Source organism: Paraburkholderia tagetis (genome assembly GCF_022213065.1).
Lineage (GTDB): Bacteria > Pseudomonadota > Gammaproteobacteria > Burkholderiales > Burkholderiaceae > Paraburkholderia > Paraburkholderia tagetis.
The window spans coordinates 20390-33646 of sequence record NZ_JAKLJA010000025.1; the positions used below are offsets into that span (position 1 = coordinate 20390).

Genomic DNA, 13257 nt, shown 5'->3' on the forward strand with positions numbered 1-13257 from the left:
TCATGAGCCGCAATGATGGAGGGATATCGCAACGCATCAGTCATGACTTCACGCTGCTCGATGACTAACGCAGCAGCGCCAGCGCACGCGCGCAGACGTTCTCGGGCGTGAAGCCATACTCGCGCAGCAGGACTTCGGCCGGAGCAGAAGCGCCGAAACGCTCGATGCCGAGCACCTCGCCGCGCCCGCCGACATAGCGATGCCAGCCTTGCGGCACACCGGCCTCGATGGCCAGCCGTGCGCCGACCGATGGCGGCAGCACCGCATCCCGATACGCTTGAGGCTGTGCATCGAACAGCGACCAGCAGGGCAGCGAGACCACGCTCGCTGCAACGTTCTGTGCCAGCAGCTGCTCGCGCGCGGCCAGGGCAAGCGCGACCTCGGAACCGGTGGCGATCAGGATCAACGCAGGCTCGCCGCCGCCGGGCGCATCCGCCAGGATGTAGCCGCCGCGCCGCAGGCCGTCGGCGGCTGCGAACCGGGTGCGGTCGAAAGTCGGCACGTTCTGGCGCGTCAGGATAAGCACGGTCGGCCGGTCGCGCGTTTCGAGCGCCACGCGCCAGGCCATCGCGGTTTCGTTGGCATCGGCGGGGCGAATCACGTTGAGGTTCGGCACGGCCCGCAGGCTTGCCAACTGCTCGACGGGCTGATGCGTCGAGCCGTCTTCTCCAAGCGCCAGGCTGTCGTGCGTGTAGACGTGGATCACTTGTAGATGCATGAGCGCGGCGAGCCGGATCGGCGGGCGCATGTAGTCCGAGAAAATCAGGAACGTCGCGTCGAACGGCAGCGTTCCGCCATGAGCGGCCAGCCCGTTCAGAATCGCCCCCATGGCATGCTCGCGCACGCCGAAGTGCAGATTGCGGCCCGCACGGCTCCATCCGCCTCCCTCCGAGCCTTGCCGGTCGCGCGCGCTGCCGCCGGGCGCCTCGAAATCGCCGAGCCCGGACAGCGCGGTGAAGGTGGACGGATCGAGATCGGCGGAGCCGCCGATCAGCGACGGCAGACGCGGCGCGATGGCGTTCATCACCTTGCCCGATGCCACCCGCGTGGCGATGCCTTTGGCGTCGGCGGGAAAGAGCGGGATATCCTGGTCCCAGCCGGCCGGCAATTCGCCGCTCATCGCGTTCAGCAGTTCCTCCGCCAGCTCGGGAAACGCTCGCGTGTAAGCGGCGTAGCGGGTGTTCCACTCGGCCTGCCGGTACGGTCCTTCTGCCAGCGCGCGATGAAAGTGCGCCTGCGCGGCCGGCGGGACGAGGAATGCCGGCTCGGTCGGCCAGCCGAGGTTCTGCTTGGTCAGACGGACTTCCTCTTCCCCGAGTGGCGAGCCATGCGCCTTGTAGGAGTCCTGCTTGTCCGGCGAACCGTAGCCTAGATGAGTATGTACCAGAATCAGCGACGGTCGTTGCGTTTCGGCCCGCGCGTTGTCGAGCGCCTGTTCGACGGCGAGCCGGTCGTTGCCGTCGTCGATGCGCTGGGTGTGCCAGCCATAGGCTTCGAACCGTCGCGAGCGGTCTTCGGTGAACGTGATGTCCGTGCCTGCGGAAAGCGTGACCTGGTTGTCGTCGTAGAGATAGATCAGTTTGCCAAGCTGCAGATGACCGGCCAGGGACGCAGCCTCGGACGCCACCCCTTCCATCAGATCGCCGTCGCTGACGATGCCGTAGGTGAAGTGGTCGACGATGCCGAACCCCGGCCGGTTGTAGCGCGCCGCAAGGTGTGCCTCCGCCATCGCCATGCCGACCCCGTTGGCAAACCCCTGGCCGAGCGGTCCCGTCGTGGTCTCGACTCCCGGCGTGAGACCGCGTTCCGGGTGCCCCGGCGTGAGGCTCCCCCATTGGCGAAACCGTCGGATCTGTTCGAGCGGCAAATCGTAGCCCGTCAGGTGAAGCAGGCTGTATAGCAGCATCGAACCGTGCCCGGCGGACAGCACGAAGCGATCGCGGTCGAACCATGCCGGATCAGCCGGGTTGTGTTTGAGAAAGCGGGTCCACAGCACGTAGGCCATCGAGGCTGCGCCGAGCGGCATGCCGGGATGGCCACTGTTGGCTTTCTGTACGGCATCGACCGACAGGAAGCGCAGCGTATTGACACACAGGTCGTCCAGCGCAGAAGCGGGGGGCGAGGGGGAAGCCGCTGAACGCATATGCACTCTCCCGGGTTGTTGCTGACAGGCGGCACGCGCCGCATTACGCCGTGTTGAGCTTACCGCCCGGCGTTGCGCATGGATTCGGCAGACGATTCCGGATCGTCGCGCGACCAGTACCCCTCCTTGCCATAGTATTCATGGAGCCCAATTTCATAGCTGCGAGGAACGGGCGTCTTGCCGTTGTACGCCGGGCTGTGCCGGATGGCTTCGCGGGTCAGCGTGGTGGACACGGTGGACGCGAACCAGTCGACCAGCGCGATCCACTGTGTGGCCACCAGCACTTCCTTGCCGCCGGGCCACCAGTTGTGTGTATCGACGCACAGGTAGCGAATGACCCACGCTTCATCGTCGTAGATAAAGTCGCAGACGTGGCCGATGCCGCCGTCGACGGTCTCGATGTGATAGCCCTTCACCTCATCCGTGCTGCGCAGATGGAGGTCGGCTGGCGGATCGACGTGTGGCTGGCCGGTGTGCGCGGATGGCTCCGGCGCGAGGCCCGTTGCGGCGTCGTTCGCGTTGAACGCCGGCAAAGCGTCCATGCCCCAGAGGTTCAGGCCGCCCCAATAGTTCGGATAGCTGTAGTGGCGCAGATACTCGATCTCATACTGACGTGACACCGGCTTGTGCGTGTCGATATTTGGGCTGTCCCGCACCTGCTGCCGCGTGAGGTTTACAGGGATGATGTTCAATTCAGCGTCGGCGCGCTTGATCGAATACGGAGAAATCAGAACTGGGCGATTGCTGAGCCAGTTGCCTGTTTCGACCACCAGATAGCGCACGCCCCACGCTTCGTCGTCGAAGTAAGCCTGTTCGACCGTGCCGATGTCGCCGTCGAGTGCGCCAACCGTGTAGCCGTGCAGGTCCTTGATGCTGCGTAACATGAATTCTCCTCGCAATTCGAAGCGGGGCAGGGATGCACGCCATGCCCCATGCGGCTGGCGGTTACAGCGACTTGAGCCGATTGACCTTGGTGCCGTCAAGCGAGGCACCGGCCATCAATCCGCTGTTGGTCAGCACGAATGCATCCACCTGTCCCGTTGCGGTGCTGGTATCGATAGCGCCGTTCGCGCCGATTTTCAGTACCGCGACCGACGCGTCGCCGCCTGCCGACCATCCGTCGGAACTGCGGAACCGGGCGAGCGAGTCCTCGGTCATGAACAGGAAGACGATTGCACGCGATTGCGCGCCGATCTGCCAGCCGATCGATCCGGTTGTCGTGCTGTAATAGCCGACGGTGCGCCCGTGCACGCGCAGCGAGCCTTCGCCGTACTCTGCGCCGACAATGAAGCCGGCATCGATGACCGACGGGAAAATCAGCACGCCGCGCGCCTTTTCAACGAGTTCCCGTGAGCCGTTTGCCGCGCCATAGAGGCGCGAGAGGGTGGAGTCGACGCCCGCGTCGATGCCATGGCGCTTGGCGGCCTGGTCACTGCTGACGTCGGACGGGCTGGTAGTGGTGCAGCCGGAGAGCGCCAGGCCGAGTGCGAGGATCGACCCGGGCGTGCTCCATATGAATGTTCGTCTTTGCACGATCCTCTCCTGGTGAATTGACGACGTGTTCGACACTACGCTGTCGTGACGGCCAATGCGGTACGACAGCGTACAAACTGCGCATTTCCGAATCCGTTTCTGCAAACCGGGGCCCTTTCGTTGCGGGCGGCGATGACGGTCTCGCACCGTACAGACACGTGGTCGCACAGGCCGGAAGATAGCGGTTGGGCACCGATGCCGAACGCGCAATACTAAAGGATTCCTATGCAATATCCTTTGTACGTTGGTCTAGCCGACGCCAGGCGATACGGTGGAAGCGCCTTACGGGGCTCTGCTAAGAAGGGATAGTGCGATGATTCGGTTCTCACACGGCTTGCGGCGCCGCACGGCGTCATCTCCATGGCACAGCACCACGCCGGTGCGCGAGCAACTGTTCGGCGAAGAGCGGCTCGCGCAGCATGCGCGCAGCCTCGCCGGCGCACAACCGATCTCGGAGAAAGCGTCTGCCGGCCCCTCGCTTGCCGCGAGGCTCAGGGACAACGCGAGCCATCTGTTGCGAGCCTACGAAGCGACGGTGGTGGCGGCGGAGAGCGACGAAACGATCACGCCGGCGGCGGAGTGGCTGCTCGACAACTATCATCTGGTCGAAGAGCAGGTCCGGCAGATCCGCGACGACCTGCCACCCAGCTACTATCGGCAATTGCCCAAGCTGAGCGCCGGCCCGTTTGCCGGCTATCCGCGCGTATTCGGTCTCGCGTGGGCATTCGTCGCTCATACCGACAGCCGCTTCGATCCCGATCTGCTGTGCCGGTTCGTGCTGGCTTACCAGAGCGTACAGCCGCTGACGATCGGTGAACTGTGGGCCGTGGCGATCACGCTGCGCATCGTGCTGATCGAGAACCTGCGGCGCCTCGCGGACGAGATCACCGATGGGCGCATCGCGCGGCTCGACGCCGACGCAATGGCCGATCGTCTGCTCGGCGCGGGCGGACACGCGCCCGAAGCCGTCGAGGTGCTCGTGGCGCGCTACGCACGCTCGGCGCTGTGCGACACCTTCGCGGTGCAGCTTATCCAGCGGCTACACGATCAGGACCCCGACACGACGCCGGCGGTGACGTGGCTGCGCGCGCATCTCGCCGCCCAGCACACTACGGCGGAGCGGATCGTGACCACGGTGCACCAGCAGCAGGGCGCGGCCAGCCTGACGGTGCGCAATGTGATCACGAGCCTGCGTCTGATCTCCGATGTGGACTGGAGCGATCTGTTCGAGCGCATCAGTCCCGTCGACGAGATCCTGCGCACCTGTCCCGGCTTCGTCGACATGGACTTTCCGACGCGCAACCTGTACCGCGGCGCAATCGAAACGCTGGCACGCGGTTCGTCGCTGAGCGAATCCGATATCGCGCGTCGTGCCGTCGCCGCCGCGCAGGCCACTCAGGCCGATGCACCGGCCGCCGGCGCGCAGCCGGACCGTGCCGCCGATCCCGGCTATCACCTGCTGGCTGCGGGCCGCCGCGCGTTCGAGACGGCGATCGGCTATCGCCCGCCGGCGGCGGTATGGCTGCGCCGGTTCACGCGCCATGCCGGTCTCGGCGGTTACGTCGGCCGCATCGTGTTGTTCGCCGCGCTGCTGCTGGGCGGTATGCTGATGCTGCTCGCCGGCTTCGCCCCGTTGTCGCGCGGGTGGATCTGGCTCGGTCTTGCCGGATTGCTGCCCGCGCTCGACGTAGCCGTGGCGCTTGTCAACCGGGGGGTAATGCGTGAGGTCGGCGCGGTCGTGCTGCCGGGTCTCGCGCTGCGTGACGGCATTCCCGCGGCCTTGCGCACGGTGGTGGCCGTGCCGACGCTGCTGACCACCGAAGCCGAACTGGCCGCGCAGATCGAGCGGCTGGAGGTGCATCATCTCGCCAGCGGGGGCGGCGAACTTTACTACGCGCTGCTGTCCGACTGGACCGATTCGCCCGCCGCCGAAGCCGACGGCGACGACGCGTTGCTCGCGGCCGCGGCCGCGGGCATCGAGAAACTGAATCGGCGCTATCCAGCCGCGCCGCAGGGGCCGCGTTTCCTGCTGCTGCATCGGCGGCGCACCTGGAATGCGGAAGAGGGCGTGTGGATGGGCTGGGAGCGCAAGCGCGGCAAACTGCACGAGCTGAACCGGCTGCTGCGCGGTGCGTCGGACACCTCGTTCGTCGCGCGCGACACCCGCCTGCCTGCCGTGCCGCCGCAGGTCCGCTACGTGATCACGCTCGATGCGGACACCCGCTTGCCGCGCGATACGGTGCGCCGTCTGATCGGAAAAATGGCGCACCCGCTCAACCGGCCGGTTTTCGACCCGCGCAGCCAGCGCGTCGTCGAAGGTTACGGCGTATTGCAGCCGCGCGTGACGCCTTCGCTGTCCGTCGGTGCCGAAGGCTCGCTGTTTCAGCGTGTTTGGTCGAGCCAGAGCGGGATCGATCCTTATGCGGCCGCCGTCTCGGATGTCTACCAGGATCTTCTCGACGAAGGCTCGTACGCGGGCAAGGGCATCTACGATGTCGACGCCTTCGAGCTGGCTCTTGCCGGCCGGGTGCCGGAGAACACGATGCTCAGTCACGATCTGTTCGAAGGCGTTTTCGCGCGGGCGGGGCTTGCCTCGGATATCGAGGTGGTCGAAGCGTTTCCGGCCCGCTACGACGTTGCCGCCGCCCGTCAGCATCGCTGGGCGCGCGGCGACTGGCAATTGCTGCCCTGGCTGGCCTCGGTGCACCTGCGGCCCGATCTGGCACTGCGGGCCACGGCTCGCTGGAAAATGCTGGACAATCTGCGCCGCACGCTCACGGCACCCGCAGCCTTTGTCGCGCTGCTGGCCGGCTGGACCTTGCCGCTGCCGGCCGCGCTGCTCTGGAGCGCCTTCGTGGTGGCGACGATCGGCTTGCCCGTGCTGCTGCCTGTACTGGGCGCGCTCGTGCCGCGCTGGAGACGCTCGCAGGTGAAAATGACGACCCGCAGCCTGCTCTACGTCTGGCTGGCGGACCTGAGGCTCGCACTGGCCCGAACCGGTTTGTCGATCATCTTTCTGGCGCAGCAGGCGGCGTCGATGAGCGATGCCATTGCGCGCACAACGTTTCGCGTGATGGTCAGTCGACGGCATCTGCTCGAATGGACGACGGCGGCCGAAGCCGGCGCGCGCGAGCGCCCATCGCTTTACCAGACACTCGTGCGGATGCGCGGCGGCATCGCGCTTGCGCTGCTTGGTGCGGCGGCCAGTGCGTGGGTGGCATGGCGATCCGGCAATCATGGCGCGTGGGCGGGGATTCCGTTCGTGCTCGGCTGGCTGGCGTCGCCTGCCGTCGCGCACCGGTCGAGCGTCGCGCCGCGAGCGGCGGGCGATCTCGCCGTCACGCCGGAGGATGCCCGGCAACTGCGCCTTCATGCGCGCCGCACGTGGCGCTATTTTGAGACCTTCGTCACGGCCGCCGACCAGATGCTGCCGCCGGACAATTTTCAGGAGGATCCGCGGCCCGTCGTCGCGCATCGCACCTCGCCGACGAATATCGGGCTTTATCTGCTCGCGACGGTCAGCGCGCGGGAGTTCGCCTGGCTCGGTACGCTCGACGCCGTCGACCGACTGGAGACGACGTTCGCCGCCATGGGGCGCCTGCCGCGCTATCGTGGCCATTTCTACAACTGGTACGCCACGCAGGACCTGTGTCCGCTGGAGCCGAAGTACGTATCGTCGGTCGACAGCGGCAACCTTGCCGGCCATCTGATCGCGCTCGCCAATGCCTGCCGCGCGTGGGCGGCCGAGCCTCCCGGCGTGGAGCCGTGCGCGCTCGAGGGTATCGGCGACAGCCTCGCGCTGCTCTGCGCCGCCGTGAGCCAGAACGCCGGGACGCATCCACGCGGCGCCCTGCATGGCGAATTCGAGCAGGCGGTGGGCGCGTTGCAGGGTACGCTAAAGGGCGCGGTGCCTGGCCCTGGACCGGCCGGCACGGCCGCGTCCGGTGGCGCCGCGGCCGCGGCGCCTTCCGCATGGCCGGCGATCCAGCTATCGGCCGCAACGGTAGCCGACATCGCGCGCGCCCTGGTCGACGAAACCGGTGACGCCCAGGACGGCGCGGGCGACGACGTGCTGTTCTGGGCCGATGCGCTCGAACAGGCGATTCACAGCCATTGCCGCGATAGCGCATGCACGCCGGAATCGGCGACGCTGGGCGCGCGCCTGAACGCGCTCGCCGATACGGCGCTGCACATGGCGAATGCGATGGAGTTCGGCTTCCTGCTGGACCCGGTACGCAGTCTACTGTCAATCGGTTACGCGGTTGCCGAAGGGCGGCTCGATCCGGGCAGCTATGATCTGCTGGCGTCCGAGGCGCGGCTGGCGAGTTTCGTGGCCATCGCCAAGGGCGACATTCCCGCGCGCCACTGGTTCCGGCTGGGCCGCGTCGCGACGCCGGTGGCGGGCGGTGCCGTGCTGGTCTCGTGGTCCGGGTCGATGTTCGAGTACCTGATGCCGTCGCTGGTGATGCGCGCGCCGGCCGACAGCCTGATTGCGCGCACCAGTAACCTCGTCGTGCGCAAGCAGATCAGCTATGGAGCGGCGCTGGGCTTGCCGTGGGGCATCTCCGAATCGGCCTATAACGTGCGGGATCTTGAATTCACCTACCAGTATTCGAGTTTCGGCGTTCCTGACCTCGGCCTCAAGCGCGGTCTCGGCCATGACGCCGTGATCGCGCCGTATGCGACGGCTCTCGCGTCGATGGTCGCGCCCGGCGCGGCCGCGCGCAATTTCGAGTGCCTGGGCGCGGCGGGCGGCAGTGGCCGCTTCGGCTTCTACGAGGCGCTCGACTATACGCCCGCGCGCGTGCCCGAAGGCCAGCAGGTCGCGGTGGTGCGCGCGTTCATGGCGCATCATCAGGGGATGTCGATCGTCTCAATCGCCAATGTGCTCCTCGGCGGGCGCATTCGTGCGTTCTTTCACGCGGAGCCGGCCATCCAGGCCACCGAACTGCTGTTGCAGGAGCGTATGCCGGGGCGGGTGGCGGCTGCGCATCTGCGGGTCGACGAGAAGCGGAGCGTCGGGCCGATACGCGGCGGCGGCCCGGATATCGTGCGGCGCCTGGTGTCGGCGGGCGATCCGTCGCCCGCGACCCATCTGCTCTCCAATGGCCGCTACACGGTGATGCTCACGTCTGCCGGCTCCGGCTACAGCTGCCGGGACGATCTGGCCGTCACCCGCTGGCGCGAGGATGCCACCTGCGATGACTGGGGGAGCTACCTGTATCTGCGCGACGTCGCGAGCGACGCATGGTGGTCGGCCGCATGGCAGCCGGCCGGCGTGGTGCCGGACAGCTACGAAGTGAACCTCACGGAGGACCGCGCGGAATTCGTCCGGCGCGATGGCACGCTGACGACCTCGCTCGACGTCGTGGTATCGCCCGAGGAGGACGCCGAAGTGCGGCGAGTGTCGGTGACCAATGGCGGCGCGCGCGAGCGCATCATCGAGTTCACGTCCTATGCGGAGATCGTGCTAGCCCCGCCGGCCACCGACGAGGCGCATCCGGCGTTCGCGAAGCTGTTCGTCGAGACCGAGTATCTGCCCGGGTCGGCGGCCATTCTGGCGACGCGCCGCCGCCGCGAGACGAACGAGCCCGAGGTCTGGGCCGCGCATCTGGCGGAAATCGCGGGCAATCCCGTCGGGGCCGCCGAAGTCGAAACCGACCGTGCCCGCTTTATCGGCCGGGGGCGCAGCGTGCACTCGCCGCGCGCCCTCGTGGGCGCGCGCACGCTCGGCAATTCAGCCGGCGTGGTGCTCGACGCCGCGTTCGTGCTGCGCCAGCGTTTGCGCATCAGGCCCGGCGAGACCGGCAGCATCGCATTCTGGACCATCGTCGCCGATTCGCGCGGGCAGTTGCTGGATCTGGTCGACAAGCATCGCGACGGGGCGTCGTACGCGCGGGCGGCGATGCTTGCGTGGACCCAGGCTCAGGTGCAACTCCGTCATAACGGGGTGAGTCCCGACGAGGCGGCGCTGTTCCAGCGGATGGCCGGGTACATGCTGTACAACGATGCGTCGCTGCGGCCGGGTTCCGACGCGCTGCTGCGAGGCGCGGCAGCGGTGGCCGCGGCGGGCGGCGTGGGTGTCGCGCCGCTCTGGGCGCACGGCGTGTCGGGCGACCTGCCGATCCTGCTGGTGCGCATCGACGACATCGAACACATGGCGCTGGTGCGGCAACTGGTGCATGCCCACGAGTACTGGAGCATGAAACGGCTCGCAGTCGATCTCGTCATCATCAACGAGCGCGCGTCGTCGTATGTCCAGGACTTGCAGGCCGCGCTCGAGGCGCTGGTGCGCTCCGGGCAGGGGCGGCCGCCGCTCCCGGGTGCTGCGCGCGGCGCCATCTTCGTGTTGCGGGCGGACTTGATGTCGGGCGCCGCGCGTGCGCTCTTTCCGGTGGCCGCGCGCGCCGTGCTGGCGGCGCGCAACGGTCGTTTGGCGGACCAGTTGCGGCGCCTGGCCAACGCACCGCCGCCGCCGCGCGCCAGGCCGCTGCCTTTGCCCACAACGGTGCCCGTGCCCGTGCCGGCGACACCGGCGCAGCCCGGCGCCGGACTGGAATGCTTCAACGGCTTCGGCGGCTTTGCGAACGAGGGCAGGGAATACGTGACGATCCTTGCCGCCGGGCAATGCACGCCAATGCCATGGGTCAATGTCATCGCCAACCCGCTATGCGGCTTTCTGGTGTCGGCCGAGGGCAGCGGGTACACGTGGGCGTCGAACAGCCGCGAGCACCCGCTGACGCCGTGGTCCAACGATCCGGTGAGCGACCCGCCCGCGGAGGCGTTTTACGTTCGCGACGACGATAGCGGCGTGTTGTGGGGGCCGCAGGCGAATCCGGTGCGCGACACCTCGCCAGGTGCCGCGCCCTATATCGCACGTCACGGCCAGGGCTATAGCCGCTTCGCGCATGCGGCCGAAGAGGTCGAGCTCGAATTGCTGCAATTCGTGCCGCTCGACGATCCCATCAAGATTTCCCGTCTGACACTGCGCAACCTGTCGAGCCGGATACGCCATCTTTCGGTGACGGCTTATGCCGAGTGGGCGCTTGGTGCGTCGCGCGCGCTTGCCGCGCCGCATACCCGCACCGCGATCGACGCGCAGACGGGGGCGATGTTTGCCAGCAACGGCCGGCCCGAGGCCTCGCGTGAACGCGTGGCTTTCGCCGATCTGGGCGGAAGGCAGCACGCGTGGAGCGCCGACCGGCGCGAGTTCATCGGCCGCAACGGGCACTTGAGCGATCCGGCCGGGCTGGCCGCCGCGCCGTTGTCCGGGAAGGTCGGCGCGGGGCTCGATCCGTGCGCGGCGCTGCAAGCCGGGATCGAGCTCGCACCGGGCGGTGTGGCCGAGGTGGTGTTCCTGTTAGGGGAGGCTGAATCGCCGCAGGCCGCCCGGCAACTGATCGTCCGCTATCGTGACGCCGATCTCGACGCGGTGCTCGCAGCCGTGACGGCCTTCTGGGACGACACGCTCGAAACCGTTCAGGTCAAGACACCGGACCGCGCAATGGATCTGCTGCTCAACCGGTGGCTGCTGTACCAGACGCTTGTTTGCCGGATCTGGGCGCGCGCGGGGTTTTATCAGGCGAGCGGCGCCTACGGCTTTCGAGATCAGTTGCAGGACGGCATGGCGCTCGCGCTTGCGCGGCCCGCGCTGACCCGCGAGCATCTGCTGCGGGCAGCGGGGCGGCAGTTTGCGCAGGGCGACGTGCAGCACTGGTGGCTGCCCGAGAGCGGCGCCGGCGTGCGCACGCATATTTCGGACGATCGCGCGTGGCTGCCTTACACCGTGGCTCAGTACGTCGAGGTGACGGGCGACCGGGCGATTCTCGACGTGGCGGTGCCGTTTCTCGAAGGCCGGCCGCTGGCTGAGGGCGAGCACGACGCTTACTTCACGCCGGGCGTATCGGAGACCCGCGCGCCGTTGTACGAGCATTGCGTGCGCGCGCTGGAGCAAAGTCTCGAGCTGTTCGGCGCGCACGGCTTGCCGCTGATGGGCACCGGCGACTGGAACGACGGCATGAATCGGGTTGGCGAGGCGGGGCGCGGAGAAAGCGTCTGGCTCGGCTGGTTTCTTCACGCCACGCTGTTGGCCTTCGCGCCGCTCGCTCGCGCGCGCGGCGACGGCCAGCGGGCGGACCACTGGCTGTCGCGTGCCGAAGCCCTGCGCGAGGCGCTCGAAAGCGCGGGATGGGATGGCGAGTGGTATCGGCGAGGCTACTTCGACGACGGCACGCCGCTTGGATCGGCCGGCAACGACGAATGCTCGATCGATGCCATTGCACAATCGTGGAGTGTGCTGTCAGGTGCCGCGGATGCGGGGCGGGCCGACCGCGCCATGGCGGCGCTGGACACACGGTTGATTCGCCGCAAGGACGGCCTCGCGTTGCTGTTCACCCCACCGTTCGATCATGCGGCACCCGATCCCGGCTATATCAAGGGATATCCGCCGGGCATCCGGGAAAACGGCGGCCAGTACACGCATGCCGCAGTGTGGTCGGTGCTGGCCTTCGCGAAGATGGGCGACGGCGATCGCGCCGCAGATCTGTTCGCATTCCTCAATCCTGTCAATCGCAGCCGGATACGAAGCGGAGCGAACCGCTACAAGGTCGAACCCTATGTGGTGGCGGCCGACGTCTACTCGGCCGCGCCCCACGTGGGGCGCGGCGGGTGGACGTGGTATACGGGATCGGCCGGGTGGATGTATCGCGCCGGAATCGAGGGACTGCTCGGCTTGCGCAGGCAGGGCGCGGAGCTGTCCATCGAGCCCTGCGTGCCGAAGCGATGGCCCGGTTTTACCGCGGTGTTTCGGCACGGCGCGGCTCGGTACGACATCGCCGTGGACAATCCGCACGGGGTCAGCCGCGGCGTGCGCGGCATTGCTGTGGACGGCGTCGCGCTCGCACCCGGCAACACGTCGGTGCACCTCGTGGACGACGGCGCCCGCCACCAGGTGACGGTGACGCTGGGCGAGCCCCTCGATGTCGAGCCGGTGGCGGCACCGGATAGCGAGGCAGCATTCAGAAGCCGGTGAGCGGAGGGTTCCTTTGTGGTGGAGCGTGTCCGCGCGTTACGGGCCCAGTCATGGACTTCAGCCGCAGTCGACACGGCGCTCGCCTGCAACGCGCAGGCATGATCGAAAGTTGATAGCGGTTTAGCGAACCGGCACCTGTTTTTGCGCGTGAATCAATTTTGCGCGACGAGGCGGTGCGGCGAGGGCCTCCTGCTCGATCTTGTCGAGCAGATCGAGCAGCCAGACTATGCGTCGCGCTCCCGAGGGAATGACACTTTGGTCGGCCAATAACGCCGTCGTCCGGCTCCGCCAATAGGACAATGCGAAAGCGCCGTCCTCGGCCAGTAACGGGAAGATCAGTTCGAGATGCGCGAGTTCTTTTTCGAATTGATGATGCAGCATGGCCAATCCCCCAGGGCGGTGAGTCAGCTGATCGACTGGATTGTGTTCTGCCCGGATTCCCTTGTCGGCACGCTATCGTATTGATGCGCTTGCCGGCGGTCATTCGAGGCGAAGAGCGAAGCAGCTGGATGCCCGAATCTAGCGGAAGTCTGTGCGTAGCGCTGTCCGC

General features: G+C 67.3%; 5 protein-coding genes. 1 reads left to right on the forward strand and 4 read right to left on the reverse strand.

Annotated elements, in window-relative coordinates; all coding sequences use genetic code 11:
* Positions 1-64: 64 nt before the first annotated feature.
* From tkt to L5014_RS24700, 3 genes are all read right to left on the reverse strand, one after another.
* Positions 65-2143: a transketolase gene (gene tkt / locus L5014_RS24690; RefSeq protein WP_238466452.1), complete on the reverse strand. Its 2079-nt coding sequence runs from the start codon at positions 2141-2143 to the stop codon at positions 65-67.
* A 59-nt stretch (positions 2144-2202) separates the two neighbouring features.
* Positions 2203-3027, reverse strand: coding sequence for a PRC-barrel domain-containing protein (locus L5014_RS24695; RefSeq protein ID WP_238466453.1), 825 nt, complete (start codon positions 3025-3027; stop codon positions 2203-2205).
* 61 nt (positions 3028-3088) lie between these two features.
* Positions 3089-3676 (reverse strand): BPSL1445 family SYLF domain-containing lipoprotein, encoded by a 588-nt coding sequence (locus tag L5014_RS24700; RefSeq protein ID WP_238466454.1) that lies wholly within the window; start codon positions 3674-3676, stop codon positions 3089-3091.
* 313 nt (positions 3677-3989) lie between these two features.
* Between L5014_RS24700 and L5014_RS24705 the strand changes: the two genes are divergently transcribed.
* On the forward strand, positions 3990-12707 hold the full coding sequence (locus tag L5014_RS24705; protein ID WP_238466455.1) for a GH36-type glycosyl hydrolase domain-containing protein: 8718 nt from the start codon (positions 3990-3992) through the stop codon (positions 12705-12707).
* 120 nt (positions 12708-12827) lie between these two features.
* Here the strand turns inward: L5014_RS24705 and L5014_RS24710 are convergent, their stop codons facing one another.
* Positions 12828-13088: a hypothetical protein gene (locus tag L5014_RS24710; RefSeq protein ID WP_238466456.1), complete on the reverse strand. Its 261-nt coding sequence runs from the start codon at positions 13086-13088 to the stop codon at positions 12828-12830.
* Between the last annotated feature and the right edge of the window lie 169 nt (positions 13089-13257).